Origin of the sequence: Serratia entomophila (genome assembly GCF_021462285.1) — a bacterium.
GTDB lineage: Bacteria > Pseudomonadota > Gammaproteobacteria > Enterobacterales > Enterobacteriaceae > Serratia > Serratia entomophila.
On the sequence record NZ_CP082787.1, the window covers coordinates 762,030 to 782,029 of the forward strand.

A 20,000-nucleotide genomic window follows, 5' to 3' on the forward strand; every position below is an offset into this window, starting at 1 on the left:
ACTCACTCAGGTAAGGAGTTGTTATGTCTGCCACTTTTGGCCACGCCTTTGCCACCCGTGCGATTCACCACGGCTACGATCCGCAGCAGCATTTGGGGGCGCTTTGCCCACCGGTGTATATGAGCTCTACCTTCACCTTCCCCACGGCGGAATACGGCGGCGCCTGCTTTGCCGGCACCGAGTCGGGCTATTTCTATTCGCGTATCGCCAACCCGACGCTGAATCTGCTGGAACAGCGCATCGCCAATCTGGAAAGCGGGGAGGCGGCGGTGGCGTTCTCCTCCGGCATGGGGGCGATCACCGCCTGCTGCTGGACGCTGCTTAGCCCGGGCGATGAACTGATCGTCGATGAAACCATTTATGGCTGCACTTTCAGCTATTTTCATCAGGGTCTGGCGCGCTATGGCGTGAAGGTAACCCACGTCGATCTGACCCGGCCGGAACGGCTGGCGGCGGCGATCGGGCCGCGTACCCGGCTGGTGTATTGCGAGACGCCGGCCAACCCCAACATGCGGCTGATCGATATCGCCGCGGTAGCGGAGATCGCCCACCGTCAACGGGCGCTGCTGTTGGTGGATAACACCTACTGCACGCCTTATTTGCAACGGCCACTGCCGTTGGGGGCCGACATCGTGGTGCACTCGGCCACTAAATACCTCGGCGGCCACGGCGATTTGCTGGCCGGTTTGGCGGTGACCACTCAGGCTCTGGCGCAGGATATCCGGCTGGTGGGGCTGAAGGACATGAACGGCGCGGTGCTGTCGGCGCAGGATGCGGCGCTGCTGCTGCGCGGCCTGAAGACGCTGCCGCTGCGCATGGAGCGCCACTGCGACAACGCCCAACGGCTGGCGGAGATGCTGGCGCGGCATCCGGCGGTGGCGCGGGTTGACTATCCCGGGCTGGAAACCTTCCCTCAGCACGCCCTGGCACAGCGGCAAATGGCGCGCCCCGGCGGCATGCTGGCGTTCGAGCTTAAGGGCGGCATGGCGGCGGGTATCCGCTTCCTCAACGCGCTGCAGCTGATACTGCGGGCGGTCAGCCTGGGGGATTGCGAAAGCCTGGCGCAGCACCCGGCCAGCATGACCCACTCGGCTTACAGCGCCGAAGAGCGGCGGCGCCACCATATCAGCGACGGGCTGATACGGTTGTCCGCCGGGTTGGAGGCGTTTGAGGATCTGCAGGCGGATATCCTGCAGGCGCTGGAGCGCGCTGAATAAGCTACCCCGCAGTAGCCGGCCGACTGCGGGGTGGCGATTAACGCAGATCGGCCGCGATATCCGCCAGGATCCGCTCGTCGCGCAGCAGCGCGGCAGCGGCGGCGATATCAGGCGCCAGCCAGCGATCCTGATGATAAGGCGCCACATGCTGGCGCAGTTGCCGCCAGGCCCGTCCGGTGCCTTCGCCAAAACGTTGCGGCTGCAAAAACTCGAAAGCCTGCGCCGCCAGCAGATATTCTATCGCCAGGATTTGGTTGCAGTTATCCAGCGAGCGCCGCAGCCGCAGCGCAGCGCCGGTGCCCATGCTCAGATGGTCTTCCTGCAGCGCCGAGGTGACGTAGTTATCTACCACGCAGGGCTGGGCCAACTGACGGTTTTCGGCACACAGCGAGGCCGAAACGTATTGGGCGATCATCATGCCGGAGTTGACTCCCGGCTCGCTGACCAAAAACGCCGGCAGGCCGCTGACCAGCGGATTGATCAATCGATCGATGCGCCGTTCGGCGATGCCGCCCAGCTCGGCGATGGCGATTGCCAGCAGATCGGCGGCCATCGCCACCGACTCGCCGTGCGGGTTGGCCTGCGACATCACCCGGAAGGCATCCGGCGTGCCGAGCAACAGCGGATTGTCGCTGGTGCCGCCCAGCTCGGTCTCAATTTGCCGCTCGGCATGGGCGATTTGGTCGCGACAGGCGCCATGCACCTGCGGGATCGAACGAATGCTCAGCGCATCCTGGGTGCGGATGCCCTCGCTGGCGGCGATCACCTCGCTGCCGTTCAGCAGCGCACGCAGGTTCTCGCCCACCGACTGCATGCCGGGGTGCGGCTTCAGCGCCAGGATCTCCGCGTCGAAGGCGGCGATCTGCCCGCGCAGCGCTTCAAAGCTCATGGCGCCCAGCACGTCGGCCCAGCGGCTCAGCCGGGTCGCATCGGCCAGGGCCAGGCAGCTCAGCCCGGTCATGCAGGGCGTGCCGTTGACCAGGCACAGCCCGTCTTTGGCCCCCAGCGGCGGCAATTCCAGCCCCTCGGCCGCCAGCGCCTGCGCGGCGCTTACCACCTGGCCGCGGTAGCTGACCTCACCCAGGCCAAGCAGGGCAACGCCGACGTGCGCCATGTGGGTCAGATAACCGACTGAGCCCTGCGCCGGCACCTGCGGCGTGATGCCGCGGTTGAGCAGAGTCAATAGCATCGCCACCAGCGGCCGCTGGATGCCGGATTTGCCGTGGCTGTAGTTGACGATGGCGCAGCAGATAATGGCGCGCGTTTGTTCATCGCTCAGCGGCGCGCCGACGCCGCAGGCGTGGCTCATCAGCGTATTGCGCGACAGCTGCGCCAGCTGCTCGCGGCGCAGCGCCTGATTGCACAGTGCGCCCAGGCCGGTATTGACGCCGTAGGCGCGCTGCTCGCTGGCGACGATCTTTTGCACGATCGCCTGTGCGTTGTCGATGCGCGCCCAGGCGGCGTCAGACAGGTTGAGCGGCGCGCCGTAACGCGCTACCGCCACGACGTCCCGCCAGCGCAGCGGCTGGCTGTCGAGGGTCACGGAAGAAGGGTAATTCATCATGTTCTCCTCAGGCGCTGGCCATGATCATCGGGCGCGGCTTCTGCACGTTTTCATCCAGCGCCAGACGACGCTGCACGAAGCGGTTAACGTATTCATCCGCCGGGTTGTTAAGGATCTCCTGCGGAGTGCCGACCTGGATCAGCTTGCCGTCTTTCAGGATGGCGATCCGGTTGCCGATGCGCACTGCCTCGTCCAGATCGTGGGTGATGAACACCAGCGTTTTATGCAGCTCTTTTTGCAGCGCCAGCAGCTGATCCTGCATTTCGGCGCGGATCAGCGGATCGAGCGCGCTGAAGGCTTCGTCCAGCAGGATGATGTCGGTGTCGGTCGCCAGCGCGCGCGCCAGGCCGACGCGTTGGCGCATGCCGCCGGACAGCTGGTGCGGATAGGATTTCTCATAGCCTTTCAGCCCGACGGTGTCGATCCAGTGCCGCGCCCGCTCCTGATATACCTCTTTGGCTTCGCCGCGCACCTTCAGGCCATAGCCGACGTTGTCCAGCACCGTTTTGTGCGGCAGCAGGCCGAAGCTCTGGAACACCATGCTGATCTTGTGGCGGCGGAAGTGCTCCAGCTGTTTCTCGTCGTAGCGCAGGATATCTTCGCCGTCCACTAGGATCTGGCCGCTGGTAGGGTCGATCAATCGGTTGAAGTGGCGCACCAGCGTAGACTTGCCGGAGCCGGACAGCCCCATGATCACGAAGATCTCGCCGGCAGCGATCGACATCGAGAGATCGTGCACCCCGACCACGCAATCGGTGGCCGCTTGTACCTCTTGCTTGGTTTTGCCTTGCTGGCTCATCGCCAGCGCCGCCGCCGTTTTGTGGCCGAAAATCTTGTAAACGTTTTGGATTTCGATTTTGTTCATCGGGATTACCTCGCCACGGCGGAGCGGCCGTAGGCCTGAGTGATACGGTCAATAACCACGGCCAGAATGACGATCGCCAGACCGGCTTCCAGCCCCAGCCCGACGTTCAGCGTCTGGATGCCCACCAGCACGTCTTCGCCCAGGCCGCGCGCGCCGATCATCGAGGCCACTACCACCATCGACAGCGACATCATGGTGGTTTGGTTGATGCCGGCCATGATGCTCGGCAGCGCCAGCGGCAGCTGCACGCCAAACAGTTTCTGCCAGCGATTGGCGCCGAAGGCGGTGACCGACTCCATCACTTCCTTGTCGACCTGGCGGATCCCCAGGTCGGTGAGGCGGATCAGCGGCGGCGTGGCGTAGATCACCGTCGCCAGGATCGCCGGCACCTTGCCCAGGCCGAACAGCATCAGCACCGGGATCAGATACACGAAGCTCGGCATGGTTTGCATCACGTCCATCAGCGGCATCATCACCGCCCGCACCCGGTCGTTGCGCGCCGCCAGCACGCCCAGAGGAATGCCGATAACCACCGCCAGCAGCGTGGCCACCAGCACCAGCGCCAGGGTTTGCATCAGCTTGTCCCACATGCCGGCGGTGCCGACCAGCAGCAGCAGGCCGACAATCACCAGCGTCGGCAGCCAGCGGCGGGTGGCGTGCCAGGCCAGCAGCCCGACCGCCGCCAGCATCAGCCACCAGGGGGTGGCGCGCAGCAGGCTTTCAAGATGGATCACCGCCCACAGCAGGGTGTCGGAGATCTTGCGGAACATATCGCCATAGTTGGTGACCAACACATCGACCCAGCCATTGATCCAATCGGCGATGGAGAAGGTAAAGCGTTCTGGAAACATAAATTTTGCCCCTGTCCGGCCCGGGCCATGCAGGCACCGGGAGAGTGTTTACTGAAACCTGAAAATGCTTACAAGGAGGCCTGGATTTTTTTCGCCGCGTCTTCGCTCACCCACTGTTGCCAAATGTCCGGGTGCTGCTTGAAGAACTCCAGCGCCAGCTTCTGCGAGCTGATGCGTTCCTTGCTCATGCGCGCCAGATTCTGGTTAACCAGATCGAGCGGCAGATTCACTTTCGCCAGCACCTGCACCAACTCAGGCGCCTGCTGGTTAAACACGCTGGAAAGGCCGACCTTGATGTGAATGTTTTTGTCTACGCCCGGCTCTTCCAGCTTCACCAGATCGAGCTGGCCCATGATCGGCGTCGGCGACCAGTAATAGAACAGGATTGGCTCGCCGCGGCGGTAGCTGGAGAGGATGGCGGTATCCAGCGCCGGGCCGGTGCCGGGGCGGAAGTTGGTGAACTTGTCGTCCAGCTTGAATTTCTTCAGGATGGCGGTGTTGTCCAGCTCGCAGGTCCAGCCGGCCGGGCAGTTGTAGAAACGGCCTTTTTCCGGCTCTTCCTGATCGCGGAACAGCTGCGCGTATTTGGCCAGGTCCGGAATGCTCTTCAGATCCGGCGCCAGCGGTTTCAGCTTGCGCTTGGCATCGCCTTCAATCACGTAGCGCGGCACGTACCAGCCTTCTACCGCGCCGACGATCGGGGCGCCGACGCTGACGGCCTTACCTGCCTTCTCGGCCTTGTTCCATACTTCGCTGCGGCCGATCCACTCTTCGGCGAACACCTGAATATCGTTGGTGCCGACCGCCTGCTCCATGGTGATGGAGTTGCCGGGCAGCGAATCGGTTTTACAGTCATAGCCCTTCTGCAGCACGTACTGCATGACGTCGGTCAGCAGCATGCCGCTTTCCCAGTTCAGGCCGGCGAATTTCACCGGCTTGCCGGATTCGCACCAGCCTGCTGCGCGGGCCGAGAGGCTGCCGGTCATCAACCCGATCGCCAGGATCGGTAGCCATATTTTGTGTCGTGTTTGCATAGTGATACTCCGCTTTAATGACAAAGAGCCCGGGAACGGCGGGCTCATGGTTTTTAATAGCTTTGCGGTGTGGCTGCGACGGGTGAACCCCCGCCTTTTTTGCGCACCCACAACCAGTAAGCCAGGGTGAGGAAGGCGACCCACACCAGCCCCACGTACAGGGCGATGCGGCTTTCCTCAAAGTAGCCGAGCAGGCCGATGACGAACAGCATGAACGCCGTCGCCAATGCGGGGGCTACCGGCCACCAGGGCACCGGGAAGCTCAGCTGGCTGACCTCCTGCGGCGACAGGGTGCGGCGCATGGCTGCCTGCGACAGCAGGATCATCAGCCATACCCAAACGGTGGCGAAGGTGGCGATAGAGGCGATGATCATAAATACCTGTTTCGGGATCAGGTAATTGAGGATCACCCCCAGCAGCAGGGCGACCGACATCACCAGCACCGTCATCCAGGGCACGCCGCTGGCGGTCAGTTTGGAGAAGCTTTTCGGCGCCTGGCCATCCTGCGCCATGCCGTACATCATGCGGCCGGCGCCGAAGATGTCGCTGTTGATGGCCGAAATGGCGGCGGTGATCACCACCACGTTGAGCACGTTGGCGGCGGAGCTGATGCCGAGGTTACTGAAGATCTCGACGAACGGGCTGCCGTTCTGGCCGATGCTGTTCCACGGATAAATCGCCATCAGCACCAGCAGCGTCAGCACGTAAAACAGCAAGATGCGCACCGGTACGGCGTTGATCGCTTTCGGCAGCACCTTGGCGGGGTCTTTCGCCTCGCTGGCGGTAATGCCGATGATCTCGATGCCGCCGAAGGCGAACATCACCACCGCCAGCGAGGCGATCACACCGCCGATGCCGTTAGGCATAAAACCGCCGTGCTGCCACAGGTTGCTGATGCCGGTGGCGTGCTGCGTTTGGCCGAAGCCGAACAGCATCACCGCCGCGCCGCCGACAATCATGGCGACGATAGCGGCGACCTTGATCAGCGAAAGCCAGAATTCCATTTCGCCGAACACTTTGACGCTGCACAGATTGAGCGCGCCGATGAACATGATGATGCTGAGCACCCATACCCACTGGGCGACGTCCGGGAACCACAGCCCCATATAGATGCCGAAGGCGGTGACGTCCGCCAGGGCGACGATCACCATTTCGAAGGTGTAGGTCCAGCCGGTGAGGAAGCCGGCCAGCGGGCCGAGATAGTGGCTGGCGTAGTGGCCGAACGAACCGGAAACCGGCTGATGCACCGCCATTTCACCCAGCGCGCGCATCACCATAAATACCGCGGCGCCGCCCACCAGGTAGGCCAGCAGCACCGCCGGGCCAGCCAGCTGGATAGCGCCGGCGGAGCCGTAGAACAGGCCGGTGCCGATCGCCGAGCCGAGAGCCATAAAGCGGATGTGCCGCGCGTTTAGTCCGCGTCTGAGTTGTGTCGTGTCGTTACGCATGTTGCTTCCCGTTGAGTTTTTGCCGAACAGGCACGCGCTGCCCGCACCGGGTGGCATGCACCCGGTGGGACAGAACAAACTGCGTGGTCAGATTTTTTGTGGTTACGCCAGGCTAGGCAGCAGCGCTGCAGGCAGCAGCGATGTCAGGTGACCGGCCGCCAGCAGTTGGCTGGCGGCTTCAATGTCGGGGGCGAAGAAACGATCCTTGTCGTAGAAACTGACATGCTCGCGCAGCAAACGGCGCGCCTGCTCCAGGCCTGCGGTGGTTTTCAGACCGGTGCGGAAATCCAGACCCTGGCAGGCGGCCAGCCATTCGACCGCCAGAATGCCGCGCACGTTGTCGGCCATTTCCCACAGGCGGCGGCCGGCGGCCGGCGCCATGGAAACGTGGTCTTCCTGGTTGGCGGAGGTCGGAATGCTGTCAACGCTGGACGGGTGTGCCAACGCCTTGTTTTCACTGGCCAGCGCCGCGGCGGTAACCTGGGCTATCATAAATCCGGAGTTCACCCCGCCGTTTTCCACCAGGAACGGCGGCAGCTGCGACATGTGTTTATCCATCATCAGCGAGATGCGGCGCTCGGACAGCGAGCCGATTTCAGCAAACGCCAGCGCCAGGTTGTCGGCGGCCATCGCCACCGGTTCGGCGTGGAAGTTGCCGCCGGACAGCACGTCACCCTGTTCGGCGAACACCAGCGGGTTGTCGGACACCGCGTTGGCTTCGATTTCCAGGACTTCGCTGGCCTGGCGAATTTGCGTCAGGCAGGCGCCCATCACCTGCGGCTGACAGCGCAGGGAGTAAGGATCCTGCACTTTTTCGCAGTTGCGGTGCGAATCGGACACTTCGCTGCGCTCACCGAGCAAATGGCGGTAGGCGACGGCGGCGTCGATCTGGCCGCGTTGCCCGCGCACTTCATGGATTCGGGCATCGAACGGGCTGCGTGAACCCAGCGCCGCTTCCACCGTCAGGCTGCCCGCCACGGTCGCGGCGGCGTACAGGTCTTCTGCGTCGAATAAACCGCGCAGGGCGAAGGCGGTAGAAACCTGGGTGCCGTTCAGCAACGCCAGGCCTTCCTTCGCCGCCAGCGTCAGCGGTTTCAGGCCCGCCTTGGCCAACGCTTCGATCGCCGGCAGCCATTCGCCCTGATAGCGCGCCTTGCCTTCGCCCAGCAGCAGCAGGCTCATGTGCGCCAGCGGCGCCAGGTCGCCAGAGGCGCCCACCGAGCCTTTCAGCGGAATATGCGGGTACACTTCGGCGTTGACCAATGCGATCAGCGCCTGGATCACTTCCAGACGGATACCGGAGAAACCGCGCGACAGGCTGTTGATCTTCAACACCATAATCAGGCGAACCAGGTTGTCGTCGGTCGGGGCGCCCACGCCGGCGGCGTGAGACAGCACGATCGAACGCTGCAGGTTCTCCAGATCTTCCCGCGCAATGCGGGTGGAGGCCAGCAGGCCAAAGCCGGTGTTGATGCCGTAGGTGGTGCGGTTTTCTTCCACAATGCGTTCCACGCAGGCGACGCTTTGCTGGATGGCGGCGTAGGCGTTGTCGTCCAGTGTCAGGGTGACCGGATGCTGATACACGTCGCGCAGCTGCGCCAGGGTCAGTTTGCCGGGGCGGATAGTCAGCGCCTTCATGCTTTTCCTCCTTGAGTCGCGGCAACCATCGGCAGGTTCAGGCCTTGCTCGCGGGCGCAGTCGATGGCGATGTCGTAGCCGGCATCGGCATGGCGCATTACGCCGGTGGCCGGGTCGTTATGCAGTACGCGGGCGATGCGTTCGGCGGCTTCATCGGTGCCGTCACAGACGATCACCATGCCGGAGTGCTGGGAGAAGCCCATGCCGACGCCGCCGCCGTGGTGCAGCGAAACCCAGGTCGCGCCGCTGGCGGTGTTCAGCAGGGCGTTGAGCAGCGGCCAGTCGGAGACTGCATCTGAACCGTCTTTCATCGATTCGGTTTCACGGTTCGGGCTGGAGACCGAGCCGGAATCCAGATGGTCGCGGCCGATAACGATCGGCGCGGACAGTTCGCCGCGGCGCACCATTTCGTTGAACGCCAGGCCCAGCTTGGCGCGCTGGCCGAGGCCAACCCAGCAGATGCGCGCCGGCAGGCCCTGGAAGCTGATGCGCTCGCGGGCCATGTCCAGCCAGCGGTGCAGGTGTTCGTCGTCCGGGATCAGTTCTTTGACCATGGCGTCGGTTTTGTAGATGTCCTGCGGGTCGCCGGACAGCGCGGCCCAGCGGAACGGCCCGATGCCGCGGCAGAACAGCGGACGGATATAGGCCGGCACGAAGCCCGGGAAATCAAAGGCATTGTCGACGCCCACTTCTTTCGCCATCTGGCGGATGTTGTTGCCGTAGTCGAAGGTCGGCACGCCCATCTGCTGGAACGCCAGCATGGCTTTCACGTGTTCGGCCATCGATTGTTTGGCGGCGGCGACCACCTTGGCGGGTTCGGTCTGCGCGCGCTGGCGGTATTCTTCCCAGCTCCAGCCGTTTGGCAGGTAGCCGTTCAGCGGATCGTGGGCGCTGGTCTGGTCGGTGACCATGTCCGGGCGCACGCCGCGGCGCACCAGCTCCGGCAGAATTTCCGCCGCGTTGCCGCACAGCGCGATGGAGATGGCTTTGCCTTCGGCGGTGTACTGTTTGATGCGCGCCAGCGCGTCGTCCAGATCCTTGGCCTGCTCATCGACGTAGCGGGTTTTCAGACGGAAATCGATGCGGCTTTGCTGGCATTCGATGTTCAGCGAACAGGCGCCGGCCAGGGTGGCGGCCAGCGGCTGCGCGCCGCCCATGCCGCCCAGACCGGCGGTCAGCACCCAGCGGCCCTGCAGGCTGCCGTCGTAATGCTGGCGGCCCGCTTCGACGAAGGTTTCATAAGTGCCCTGGACGATGCCCTGGCTGCCGATGTAGATCCAACTGCCGGCGGTCATCTGGCCGTACATCGCCAGGCCTTTGGCATCCAGTTCGTTAAAGTGTTCCCAGGTGGCCCAGTGCGGCACCAGGTTAGAGTTGGCGATCAGCACGCGCGGCGCGTTGCTGTGGGTTTTGAACACGCCGACCGGCTTGCCGGACTGCACCAGCAGGGTTTCGTCGTCTTCCAGCGTTTTCAGGGTTTCGACGATTTTGTCGTAGCAATCCCAGTCGCGCGCGGCGCGGCCGATGCCGCCGTACACCACCAGCTCATGCGGGTTTTCCGCCACTTCCGGATCGAGGTTGTTCATCAGCATGCGTAACGGCGCTTCGGTCAGCCAGCTCTTTGCATTTAATTGTGTGCCGCGTGGCGCGCGTACATCGACATTGCGAACTTTGTTATTTGTAGTCACAGCATTTTCCTCAAACAGTATCGGTGCAGATCCCATGACGCGGTGGGGTAATCACCACGGCATAATAATGCGTAGGGTTTATTAACATATACTTGTATGTACAAGCATATGCAACACTGACCAGTTGCAGTGAAAAAAGGCATAAGATAAAATTATTTTTGTTTATTATCAGTTGATTATGGTTGTGGTGATTGCCCGCGTCATAAGGTGCACGCGAGAGAACAGTGAGCTGTTCAACAAAAATGAATTAAAATTGAGTCATTTTTGAGCGTTAAATCACAATATTTTTACACCCTCGTTACAGTTCGGCTTCGGCGATAAATAAATCCTATCGCTGGAAAGCAAAAAGCCCGCCTGGCGGCGGGCTTCTGCATTTATGCAGCGGGCTGTAGATGGGGTTTGCGGGTCATTTTGAACACCGTGGCTATGGCGGCGATCAGCGCCGGCACGCACAGGAACATCAGGATGCTTTGCACCTCCCACTGCATGGCCAGCAGCTGGGCGCCCATCATGGTGCCGGCAACGCCGCCAAAGCGGCCGATACCCTGCATCCAGGCGATGCCGGTGGCGCGGCTGTGGGTGGGATAGAAGGTGGCCGCCAGGGTTTGCAGGCCGGACTGCGCGCCGTTCATGGTGATGCCCATCAGGAAGATGAACGCGCCCAGCAGCACGATATGGCTGTCTTCAGTAGCCATCGCCACAATCAGCAGAGCGGTGATGACGAAGCCGCTCGACACCACCTTATGCGCATTCCAGCGATCCATCAGCCAGCCGGCCACCAGAATGCCCAGCGTGCCGCCGAAGGTGAACAGCGAGGTGAGGATCGCCGATTGCTCCAGCTGATACCCCAGCCCCTGCATCAGGATCGGCATCCAACTCAGCAGCACGTAGTAGATAACCAGCCCCATAAAATAGGTCAGCCACAGCATCAGCGTGCCGAGCAGGTAGGGGCGGGTGAACAGCAGGCCGACGCTGGTCTTCGACTGCGCCAGCTTCTCCTCATACAGATAAAAACGCGTCACGTGCTCAAGATTGTGGCTGACAAACCGCTGGGCGATGCGTTTGATTTTCATCGCGTCCTGGCCGCGGTTGACCATGTACTTGACCGACTCCGGCAGGAACAGGATCAGTAAAACGGTCAGCGCCAGCGGCGCAATCGCCCCCAGCAACAGCACGCTATGCCAGCCGTAGGCCGGGATCAGCCAGGATGAAATGGCGCCGCCGCCGGCCGCGCCCAGCGGGAAGCCGCAGTACATGGTATTGATCGCCAACGAACGGCAGCGCTGCGGCGCATATTCGGAGATCAGCGTGATGGCGTTAGGCATCGCCGCACCCAGCCCAAGGCCGGTGAGAAAGCGCCACAGCGTCAGGCTGTTGAGCGAGCCGGCGTAGGCGGTGGCCAGGCTCGACAGGCCGAAGAACAGGCAGGAGAACACCAGCACCCGTTTGCGGCCGATGCGATCCGAGATTGGCCCGGCGACCAGCGCGCCGAGCGACAGGCCGAGCAGCGCGGCGCTCAGCACCGGCCCCAGATCCTGTTTGACAATGCCCCAGTCTTTGGCGACCGAGGGCGCGATATAGCCCATGGCGGCGGTGTCAAAACCGTCGATGGCGAGGATCAGGAACCCGAGAATGATCAAGGTCCAGTGAAACAGCGAAAATTTGCTGTCGTCGATAGCCTGCTGAATATTCAACTCGGTGGAATGAGTCATGGCACCCTCTAAACGCAGATGTTGTCGTGATGGATACGTTACCGGAACTGTCGCCCGGCTTGTGTTTGCTTGTATATACATCTGCGCAGCGAGGCTTCATGTCAAATATATTTATCTTATTTGTTAACTCCGTGTTGTTTTCTGTCAGGCAGCATGCACCACCGATCGTCGAGGGTGGGTCAGGAAGAAAATTAAATAAGGGTCATAACCGGTGAGATATGCTGGCTGCGGCGTTGAGGATAAAATTTAATACAATTTTGGCCGTTTGGTCGCCGGGCCGGAATCTGCGATAATCGCTTTTTACCTTTCCAGATTGAGAAACCGATGCAGTACCCGATTAATGAGATGTTCCAAACCTTGCAGGGCGAAGGCTTTTTCACCGGCGTGCCGGCCATTTTTATCCGCCTGCAGGGCTGCCCGGTAGGGTGCAGCTGGTGCGACACCAAGCACACCTGGGAAAAGGAAGCCAATCGGGAAGTCGACATGCAGCGGATCCTGGTCAAAACCGAAGAAAGCGACGCCTGGGGCAGCGCCAGCGCCGAGCAGCTGCTGGCGGTGATGCGTCAACAGGGCTACACCGCGCGCCATGTGGTAATCACCGGCGGCGAGCCCTGCATCTACGATTTGACGCCGCTGACCGAGCTGTTTGAACAGCAGGGCTACGGCTGCCAGATAGAGACCAGCGGCACCCACGAGATCCGCTGTTCGGCCAAAACCTGGGTGACGGTTTCACCCAAGGTGAATATGCGCGGCGGCATGAAGGTGTTGGATCAGGCGCTGCGGCGCGCCGACGAAGTGAAGCATCCGGTGGCGCGTGAACGGGATATCGAGGCGCTGGACGCGCTATTGGCGACGCTGCAGGATGACAAGGCGCGCATTATCGCGCTGCAGCCGATCAGCCAGAAGGAAGAGGCGACCCGCCTGTGCATTGAGACCTGCATCGCGCGCAACTGGCGCCTGTCGATGCAAACCCACAAATATTTGAATATTGCTTAGTTGCCTGAGGCAAAAGCTTTCAAACTGCAGCCAACAACGCTGCAGCTTGAAAGATGAAGGGGATCAGCCTTTATATACGCACCCGGCGGTGCAGGTCTCTTTTACCATCACCGCCGTCAGTTCCGGCAACTGAGGTTTGAGCTGCTGCCAGATCCAGGCGGCGAGCACTTCGCTGGTGGGATTTTCCAATCCTGGAATATCGTTCAGATAATGGTGATCCAGGCGCTCCCAAATTGGCGAGAACACGGCCTTAAGCTCGGCGAAATCCATCACCCAACCGGTGTGGGCGTCCACTTCACCGGTTACTTCCAGACGCACCATAAACGAATGCCCATGCAGACGGCCGCATTTATGGCCCTCCGGCACGTGCGGCAAACGGTGTGCGGCTTCAAACTGAAAATCTTTAAACAGCGTGGTTGCCATTATTACGGCCTCATTGACTCAAAAACCGCCGCATAGTACCGGAAAGCGCGCCTGCTTGCCATTTATACCGCTTTGGTCTACGCCTGCGGCCGCAACCCCGGGGTTAACACTTTTTTTGTTTGGTGCGCGCGGCACCTATCGGCTGGGGTAATGAGAGGTAAATGCGATTCATTCAAAAATGGCAAAAAAAACAGGTTATATTTCAGCTGGATAAAAAACATTGTTTAACGCTTTAAGCGTTATGCCTTACCAGAAAAACAGCTTAGTCATTTTGGTTATTAATTATTGCTATCCCTTATTTATTCGTTGCTATTCTGCTCGGTAACCTTACAAACTCTCCTGATCTTTTCAGGACACCCGACTGAACGAACAGACAGCGACTGACACTGGCGAGCGCCGTTCACACAGGCGCTAAGTATAGGAAATAAGTACTGCAATGACGACTCAGGCTCCTCCAACATCTTTGCTCCCGCTGACGCCCGAACAGCTGGCGCGCCTGCAGGCGACGATTGGTGAATATTCGCCGACGCAGCTGGCGTGGCTGTCAGGCTATTTTTGGGGAATGGTTAACCAGCAGCCTGGCGCCGTAGCCATTGCGCCTGCCGCCCCTGCCGCCGCCAGCATCACCATCATTTCCGCTTCGCAGACCGGCAACGCGCGCCGCCTGGCGGAACAGCTGCGTGACGATCTGCTGGCCGCCAAGCTGAGCGCCACGCTGGTCAACGCCGGCGACTACAAATTCAAGCAGATCGCGCAAGAGCGCCTGCTGGTGATCGTCGCCTCCACCCAGGGGGAAGGAGAGCCGGCGGAAGAGGCGGTGGCGCTGCATAAGTTCCTGTTCTCGAAGAAAGCGCCGAAGCTTAGCGACACCGCTTTCGCGGTGTTTGGGTTGGGTGACACCTCCTATGAGAACTTCTGCCAGTCGGGCAAAGATTTTGACGGCAAGCTGGCCGAACTGGGCGCCGAGCGCCTGGTGGAGCGGGTTGACGCCGACGTGGAATACCAGGAGCTGGCCGCCGCCTGGCGCAAGCAGGTGGTGGAGGTGCTGAAGGCGCGCGCGCCGGCGGAAAACGCCGCGTCGGGCCAGTTTGCCAGCGGCGCGGTCGATCTGCTCGACAGCAGCCCGTACGGCAAGGAACAGCCGCTGACAGCCCAACTGGCGGTGAAGCAAAAGATCACCGGCCGCGGTTCGGATAAAGACGTGCGCCATATCGAAATTGATCTCGGCGACTCCGGCCTGCGTTATCGGCCGGGCGACGCGCTGGGGGTTTGGTTCGACAACGATCCGGCGCTGGTGGACGAACTGGTGCAGCTGCTGTGGCTGAAAGGCGACGAACCGGTTGAGGTGGAGGGCAAGACCCTGCCGCTGGCGCAAGCGCTGCGCAGCCACTTCGAGTTGACCCAAAACACCACGCCGATCGTCGATAAATACGCCGCGCTGTCGCGCGACGAGAAGCTTATCGGCCTGCTGGCGGATAAAGCCGCGCTGCAGCACTACGCGCACAATACGCCGATCGTCGACATGGTGCGCCAGGCGCCGGCCGATCTCAACGCCGAGCAGCTGATTGGCCTGCTGCGCCCGCTGACGCCGCGCCTGTATTCCATTGCCTCTTCGCAGGCCGAGACCGAAAACGAAGTGCATATCACCGTGGGCGTGGTGCGCTACGACATCGACGGCCGCGCCCGCGCCGGCGGCGCCTCGAGCTTCCTGGCGGATCGCCTGGAAGAGGACGGCGACGTGCGGGTGTTTATCGAACATAACGATAACTTCCGCCTGCCGGCCAACCCGGACGCGCCGGTAATCATGATTGGCCCGGGTACCGGCATCGCGCCGTTCCGCGCCTTTATGCAGCAGCGCGACGCCGACGGCGCGGGCGGCAAAAACTGGCTGTTCTTCGGCAACCCGCACTTTACCGAAGATTTCCTGTATCAGGTCGAATGGCAGCGCTACGTGAAAGACGGCCTGCTGACCCGCATCGATCTGGCCTGGTCCCGCGATCAACAACATAAAGTCTACGTACAAGACAAGCTGCGCGAACAGGGCGCGGAAGTGTGGCGCTGGATCCAGGAAGGCGCGCACATTTACGTCTGCGGCGATGCCAACCGCATGGCGAAAGACGTGGAAAACACATTACTGGAACTGGTGGCCGAGCACGGTGGCATGGATACCGAGCTGGCGGACGAATTTTTAAGTGAGCTGCGCCTTGAGCGCCGTTATCAGCGAGATGTTTACTGATGAGTGATAAACACCCGGGGCCCCTGGTGGTCGAAGGCAAACTGGCCGACGCCGAGCGCTTGAAGAAGGAAAGCAACTTCCTGCGCGGCACCATCGCCGAAGACTTGAATGACGGCCTGACCGGCGGCTTCAACGGCGATAACTTCCTGCTGATCCGTTTTCACGGCATGTACCAGCAGGACGATCGCGATATCCGCGCCGAGCGCGCCGAACAGAAGCTGGAACCGCGCCATGCGATGATGCTGCGCTGCCGTTTGCCGGGCGGCATCATCAGCCCGCAGCAGTGGCTGGGCATCGACAAGTTTGCGCAGGAAAGCACGCTGTACGGCAGCATTCGCATCACCAACCGCCAGACCTTCCAGTTTCACGGCATTCTGAAGGGCAACGTCAAACCGGTACATCAGCTGCTGAACCGGCTGGGGCTCGACGCGCTGGCGACCGCCAACGACGTCAACCGCAACGTGCTGTGCACCTCCAACCCGGTAGAGTCCGAGCTGCATCAGGAAGCCTACGAGTGGGCCAAGAAGATCTCCGAGCATCTGCTGCCGCGCACCCGCGCCTATGCGGAAGTGTGGCTGGATCAGGAAAAGGTGGCGACGACCGATGAGGAACCGATCCTCGGTGCCACTTATCTGCCGCGTAAATTCAAAACCACGGTAGTGATCCCGCCGCAAAACGATGTGGATCTGCACGCCAACGACATGAACTTTGTGGCGATCGCCGAGAACGGCAAGCTGGTGGGCTTTAACCTGCTGGTGGGCGGCGGACTGTCGATCGAACACGGCAACAAAAAGACCTATGCGCGCAAGGCCAGCGAGTTTGGCTATATTCCGCTGGAACATACGCTGGCGGTGGCGGAGGCGGTGGTGACCACCCAGCGCGACTGGGGCAATCGCACCGACCGTAAAAACGCCAAGACCAAATACACCCTGGAACGCGTCGGGGTGGATGTGTTCCGCGCCGAAGTAGAAAAACGCGCCGGCATTACCTTTGAACCGATCCGCCCATACGAATTCACCGGCCGTGGCGATCGCATCGGCTGGGTAAAGGGCATCGACAATCATTGGCACCTGACGCTGTTTATCGAGAACGGCCGGCTGCTGGATTACCCGGGCCGCCCGCTGAAGACCGGCGTGGCTGAGATAGCCAGGATCCATCAGGGCGATTTCCGCCTGACCGCCAACCAGAACCTGATCGTCGCCGGCGTGCCGGAAAGCGAGAAGGCGAAGATCGAAGCGCTGGCGCGCGATCACGGGCTGATCGACGACGGCGTCAGCGATCAACGCAAGAACTCGATGGCCTGCGTGTCGTTCCCGACCTGCCCGCTGGCGATGGCGGAGGCCGAACGCTTCCTGCCGGAATTTGTCACCAAAGTGGAAGGGATCCTGCATCAGCACGGCATGGGCGACGAGCACATCGTGTTGCGTATCACCGGCTGCCCGAACGGCTGCGGCCGCGCGTTGCTGGCCGAGCTGGGCCTGGTGGGCAAGGCGGTCGGCCGCTATAACCTGCATCTGGGCGGCAACCGCGAAGGCACGCGCATTCCACGTATGTATCGTGAAAACATCAATGAAGGGGAAATCTTGCAAGAGATCGACCAACTGGTGGGGCGTTGGGCGCAAGAGCGCCAGGCCGGCGAAGGCTTTGGCGATTTCACCATTCGCGCCGGCATTGTTCGCCCGGTGGTGGATTCGGCGCAGGATTTCTGGGACTGAGGCGGTGCGGGCCCTGGGCAGAGGGGCCGTGCAGGCAATCTTACAAGTATCAGGAGGCAGGCAACATGGCTGAATTCGATCTGGCGGCGCTGAATGCGCTGCCTAAATCCGGGCAGGCGCTGGCGCTGGCGGTAGTCAACGGCCAGTTGGAAAACCTTAGCGCCGAGCAGCGGGTGGAATGGGCGCTGGAGCATCTTCCGGGCGAGTTTGTGCTCTCTTCGAGCTTTGGCATTCAGGCGGCGGTGTGCCTGCATTTGGTCACCCGCATCCGGCCGGATATTCCGGTGATCCTCACCGATACCGGTTATTTGTTCCCGGAAACCTATCAGTTTATCGACCAGTTGGCCGACAGGCTGAAGCTGAATCTGCAGGTATTCCGCGCCGAGCACTCGCCGGCCTGGCAGGAAGCGCGCTACGGCAAGCTGTGGGAGCAGGGCGTTGACGGCATCGAAAAGTACAACCAAATCAACAAGGTTGAACCGATGAACCGCGCGCTGGAAACGCTGGGGGCGCAGACCTGGTTCGCCGGCCTGCGGCGCGAACAGTCCGGCAGCCGCGCTAACCTGCCGGTGCTGGCGGTGCAGCGCGGGGTATTCAAGATCTTGCCGATCATCGACTGGGACAACCGCAAGATTTACCAGTATCTGACCGAGCACGGCCTGAGCTATCACCCGCTGTGGGAGCAGGGCTACCTGTCGGTTGGCGACACGCACACCACCCAGAAATGGGAGCCGGGCATGAGTGAGGAAGAAACCCGCTTCTTCGGCCTGAAGCGCGAGTGCGGTTTGCACGAAGGCTGAATGCGGTAAATTATTTCAGGGCCCGGCAGACGCTGGGCCTTGTCAATTTAACCGCATATGCAGCGTCGCGGCCTGGAAGGGTCCTACGTCGTCAAGGCATTGCCATGCCGTCTGGATGAAGTGAACGTCATAGGGCGCGCCCAGGCTTTCTCGCGTGGCTTTCTGCGACAGCGTTTTTTGCGAACTCATAAGCGAGTCTCCGCTGAGGGATATTGTCAGCAATATACTCACCCCGGTGTTGTGGGCGAAATGGGTGCTGAATTTTATCCCCTGGAGATTACTTTTTCTTTGGCGTTTTCGGCGGATGCGCCTGCGCCAGTTCCTTGATCAGCGGCAGCAGGATTTGCACGCTCTCGCGGCTGCGCTTGTCGATGCGCCCCGGCAGGTAACGTTCCAGATACTGCAGGTTGTCATATTGTGGCCGGTGCCAGGTCACGCCCTGCGGGAAGTGCGGGCCGACGGCGCGCTGCTGGTAACCGTCCTTGTCGCCCAGCGACCAGTTGGTGGCTTCCACCGACAGTACCGGGATGCCGACGGCGTCGAACACTTCTTGATCGGAACAGCAGCCGGTGCCCCGCGGGTGCTCTTTGCTGCCCGGATTGGTGGCGGCGGCAATGCCGTAGCGGTGGGCGATATCCAGCGCGCGGTCGCGGCTCTGCTTCGCCACCTGCGCTGAGGTATGGCGCCCGGCGTTGAAGTAGAGGCGATCGCCGGTAATCAGGCTGTCGAGGTTGATCACCAGCGCGGTGTTTTGTTTCTCTTCCACGCTCATGCGCTGCAGATAATTCAGCGCGCCCAGCGAGCCTATCTCCTCGGCGCTGGTGGCCACGAAACGCAAGCCGTAAGCGGTGGGGATGTTCTTCAGGCGTTCCGCCAGCTCCAGCATCACGCCGATGCCGGAGGCGTTGTCATCAACCCCCTGCAGCGTCAGGCCGCCGAGGTTGTTGTCCAGATCGGCGTCGCTCTGCGGGGTGTAGGTGTCGAAATGGGCGACGATCACAATCTGTTTGGCGCTGTCGCCGTTGCGGGCGGCGATCACCGAGCTGGCGGTGACGTTGTTCCAGTTCTTCTTACCGTCTTTACTGCTGTAGAGATAGCGGGTATTGAAATTGCGGATATCGCTCTGATAGCCCATCTTGCTGAACTGCTGCTTCAGGTAGTCGGCGGCGAGCTGTTCGGCCGGGCTGCCCGCCATGCGGCCGGGGAAGTAGGTGGCGATATGGCGAGTCTGTTCGGCGGCGAATTTGCCCAGCGGGGCGTCTTTCGCGGGCTGCGTGGCGGCTGAAACGCTGAAGATGCCGCTCAGGGCGATGGCCAGCAGGCTGGTCTTCAGGTAAAAACGGGAAAACATACCGGAAAATCCTTCTCTGATATCGGCGATACCGATTATTTTTCTGCGGCGTTCAGTATGGGACGCCGGGCGGAATTACACAATTTCCCCGTCTCCTAATTTCAGCGCGGGCGCGCAATCTTTCGCCGCAGTTATCACCGCTTAGCCCCTGTGCTGCGGCCTATATTCCATAAAGTAACTAGTCATTCCTTTTGTTGTTATTTAACCAATTGAAATTTAAGTTATTTGTTGTTTTGTTGTCCACAAAATAACTGGGTAAGTGAAGCGGCCCCGCGGCGTCGGGGCTATCGTCCTCTTACCTTCTGGCGGCTCTGAAAAGTCTTTTGAATACGGCGAAAAGGATAAGTGCGTAGACCAGATTGACCGCGAAAAGCGCGGTAAACGTGACAGGGTCGGCGCCTTCCTCATAGCTACTGTTCAGTGAGTTTCCGAACGTTTGATAGGCGTAATCGGCTACGGCCA

16 protein-coding genes are annotated in these 20,000 nt (G+C 61.2%); 5 read left to right on the forward strand and 11 right to left on the reverse strand.

Translation table 11 applies throughout. The features are described 5' to 3' along the window. Nucleotides 1-23 precede the first annotated feature (23 nt). Nucleotides 24-1,217, forward strand: coding sequence for a methionine gamma-lyase (locus KHA73_RS03530; protein WP_234588948.1), 1,194 nt, complete (start codon nucleotides 24-26; stop codon nucleotides 1,215-1,217). 37 nt (nucleotides 1,218-1,254) lie between these two features. On the opposite strand, the gene KHA73_RS03535 is transcribed toward KHA73_RS03530, so the two are convergent. The 8 genes from KHA73_RS03535 to KHA73_RS03570 form a co-directional block, all read right to left on the reverse strand. Further along, on the reverse strand, nucleotides 1,255-2,778 hold the full coding sequence (locus KHA73_RS03535) for an HAL/PAL/TAL family ammonia-lyase (protein WP_234588950.1): 1,524 nt from the start codon (nucleotides 2,776-2,778) through the stop codon (nucleotides 1,255-1,257). A gap of 10 nt (nucleotides 2,779-2,788) precedes the next feature. Continuing rightward, a complete protein-coding gene (locus KHA73_RS03540) occupies nucleotides 2,789-3,646 on the reverse strand; it encodes a quaternary amine ABC transporter ATP-binding protein (protein ID WP_234588951.1) in 858 nt (285 codons plus the stop codon). A 5-nt stretch (nucleotides 3,647-3,651) separates the two neighbouring features. Beyond that, nucleotides 3,652-4,497, reverse strand: coding sequence for an ABC transporter permease (locus KHA73_RS03545; protein ID WP_234588953.1), 846 nt, complete (start codon nucleotides 4,495-4,497; stop codon nucleotides 3,652-3,654). A gap of 68 nt (nucleotides 4,498-4,565) precedes the next feature. Then, nucleotides 4,566-5,531 carry an ABC transporter substrate-binding protein gene (locus KHA73_RS03550; protein ID WP_234588955.1) on the reverse strand — a complete coding sequence of 322 codons (966 nt, stop codon included), beginning with the start codon at nucleotides 5,529-5,531 and terminating at the stop codon, nucleotides 4,566-4,568. Between the two features lie 53 nt (nucleotides 5,532-5,584). Beyond that, nucleotides 5,585-6,979: an amino acid permease gene (locus KHA73_RS03555; RefSeq protein ID WP_234588957.1), complete on the reverse strand. Its 1,395-nt coding sequence runs from the start codon at nucleotides 6,977-6,979 to the stop codon at nucleotides 5,585-5,587. Nucleotides 6,980-7,081: 102 nt separating this feature from the next. Next, a complete protein-coding gene (hutH, locus tag KHA73_RS03560) occupies nucleotides 7,082-8,617 on the reverse strand; it encodes a histidine ammonia-lyase (protein WP_234588959.1) in 1,536 nt (511 codons plus the stop codon). Continuing rightward, entirely contained in the window at nucleotides 8,614-10,305 is a 1,692-nt protein-coding gene (gene hutU / locus KHA73_RS03565; RefSeq protein ID WP_234588961.1) for a urocanate hydratase, read from the reverse strand. Before hutU ends, hutH begins: the two co-directional genes overlap by 4 nt. A gap of 374 nt (nucleotides 10,306-10,679) precedes the next feature. After that, complete coding sequence (locus KHA73_RS03570) at nucleotides 10,680-12,017, reverse strand: MFS transporter (protein ID WP_234588963.1); 1,338 nt, start codon at nucleotides 12,015-12,017, stop codon at nucleotides 10,680-10,682. A 324-nt stretch (nucleotides 12,018-12,341) separates the two neighbouring features. Here KHA73_RS03570 and queE point away from each other — a divergent pair, with 324 nt between their 5' ends. After that, nucleotides 12,342-13,013 carry a 7-carboxy-7-deazaguanine synthase QueE gene (queE, locus tag KHA73_RS03575; protein WP_234588965.1) on the forward strand — a complete coding sequence of 224 codons (672 nt, stop codon included), beginning with the start codon at nucleotides 12,342-12,344 and terminating at the stop codon, nucleotides 13,011-13,013. Nucleotides 13,014-13,076: 63 nt separating this feature from the next. Here queE and queD read toward each other — a convergent pair whose 3' ends face one another. After that, on the reverse strand, nucleotides 13,077-13,436 hold the full coding sequence (queD, locus tag KHA73_RS03580; protein WP_020825254.1) for a 6-carboxytetrahydropterin synthase QueD: 360 nt from the start codon (nucleotides 13,434-13,436) through the stop codon (nucleotides 13,077-13,079). 436 nt (nucleotides 13,437-13,872) lie between these two features. On the opposite strand from queD, the gene cysJ reads away from it, so the two are divergent. The 3 genes from cysJ to KHA73_RS03595 all read left to right on the forward strand — a co-directional run bounded on the left by cysJ (nucleotide 13,873) and on the right by KHA73_RS03595 (nucleotide 18,187). Next, complete coding sequence (cysJ, locus tag KHA73_RS03585; protein WP_234588966.1) at nucleotides 13,873-15,672, forward strand: NADPH-dependent assimilatory sulfite reductase flavoprotein subunit; 1,800 nt, start codon at nucleotides 13,873-13,875, stop codon at nucleotides 15,670-15,672. Further along, entirely contained in the window at nucleotides 15,672-17,387 is a 1,716-nt protein-coding gene (gene cysI / locus KHA73_RS03590; RefSeq protein WP_234588976.1) for an assimilatory sulfite reductase (NADPH) hemoprotein subunit, read from the forward strand. Before cysJ ends, cysI begins: the two co-directional genes overlap by 1 nt. Before the next feature lie 65 nt (nucleotides 17,388-17,452). After that, the gene (locus tag KHA73_RS03595) at nucleotides 17,453-18,187 is read left to right on the forward strand and encodes a phosphoadenylyl-sulfate reductase (RefSeq protein WP_234588978.1); all 735 of its coding nucleotides are present in this window, start codon (nucleotides 17,453-17,455) and stop codon (nucleotides 18,185-18,187) included. Nucleotides 18,188-18,229: 42 nt separating this feature from the next. On the opposite strand, the gene KHA73_RS03600 is transcribed toward KHA73_RS03595, so the two are convergent. Beyond that, on the reverse strand, nucleotides 18,230-18,376 hold the full coding sequence (locus tag KHA73_RS03600; protein WP_234588980.1) for a hypothetical protein: 147 nt from the start codon (nucleotides 18,374-18,376) through the stop codon (nucleotides 18,230-18,232). A gap of 88 nt (nucleotides 18,377-18,464) precedes the next feature. Beyond that, nucleotides 18,465-19,538: an aminopeptidase gene (locus KHA73_RS03605; protein WP_234588981.1), complete on the reverse strand. Its 1,074-nt coding sequence runs from the start codon at nucleotides 19,536-19,538 to the stop codon at nucleotides 18,465-18,467. Nucleotides 19,539-20,000 lie beyond the last annotated feature (462 nt).

Bases quoted from the DNA above. Each gene is read 5' to 3' on its own strand.
- hutH (WP_234588959.1), bottom strand. From the start codon at position 8,617: ATGAAGGCGCTGACTATCCGCCCCGGCAAACTGACCCTGGCGCAGCTG.
- cysJ (WP_234588966.1), top strand. From the start codon at position 13,873: ATGACGACTCAGGCTCCTCCAACATCTTTGCTCCCGCTGACGCCCGAA.
- KHA73_RS03535 (WP_234588950.1), bottom strand. From the start codon at position 2,778: ATGAATTACCCTTCTTCCGTGACCCTCGACAGCCAGCCGCTGCGCTGG.
- KHA73_RS03545 (WP_234588953.1), bottom strand. From the start codon at position 4,497: ATGTTTCCAGAACGCTTTACCTTCTCCATCGCCGATTGGATCAATGGC.
- queE (WP_234588965.1), top strand. From the start codon at position 12,342: ATGCAGTACCCGATTAATGAGATGTTCCAAACCTTGCAGGGCGAAGGC.
- KHA73_RS03600 (WP_234588980.1), bottom strand. From the start codon at position 18,376: ATGAGTTCGCAAAAAACGCTGTCGCAGAAAGCCACGCGAGAAAGCCTG.
- cysI (WP_234588976.1), top strand. From the start codon at position 15,672: ATGAGTGATAAACACCCGGGGCCCCTGGTGGTCGAAGGCAAACTGGCC.
- KHA73_RS03550 (WP_234588955.1), bottom strand. From the start codon at position 5,531: ATGCAAACACGACACAAAATATGGCTACCGATCCTGGCGATCGGGTTG.
- KHA73_RS03605 (WP_234588981.1), bottom strand. From the start codon at position 19,538: ATGTTTTCCCGTTTTTACCTGAAGACCAGCCTGCTGGCCATCGCCCTG.
- KHA73_RS03530 (WP_234588948.1), top strand. From the start codon at position 24: ATGTCTGCCACTTTTGGCCACGCCTTTGCCACCCGTGCGATTCACCAC.
- KHA73_RS03540 (WP_234588951.1), bottom strand. From the start codon at position 3,646: ATGAACAAAATCGAAATCCAAAACGTTTACAAGATTTTCGGCCACAAA.
- KHA73_RS03555 (WP_234588957.1), bottom strand. From the start codon at position 6,979: ATGCGTAACGACACGACACAACTCAGACGCGGACTAAACGCGCGGCAC.
- queD (WP_020825254.1), bottom strand. From the start codon at position 13,436: ATGGCAACCACGCTGTTTAAAGATTTTCAGTTTGAAGCCGCACACCGT.
- KHA73_RS03595 (WP_234588978.1), top strand. From the start codon at position 17,453: ATGGCTGAATTCGATCTGGCGGCGCTGAATGCGCTGCCTAAATCCGGG.
- KHA73_RS03570 (WP_234588963.1), bottom strand. From the start codon at position 12,017: ATGACTCATTCCACCGAGTTGAATATTCAGCAGGCTATCGACGACAGC.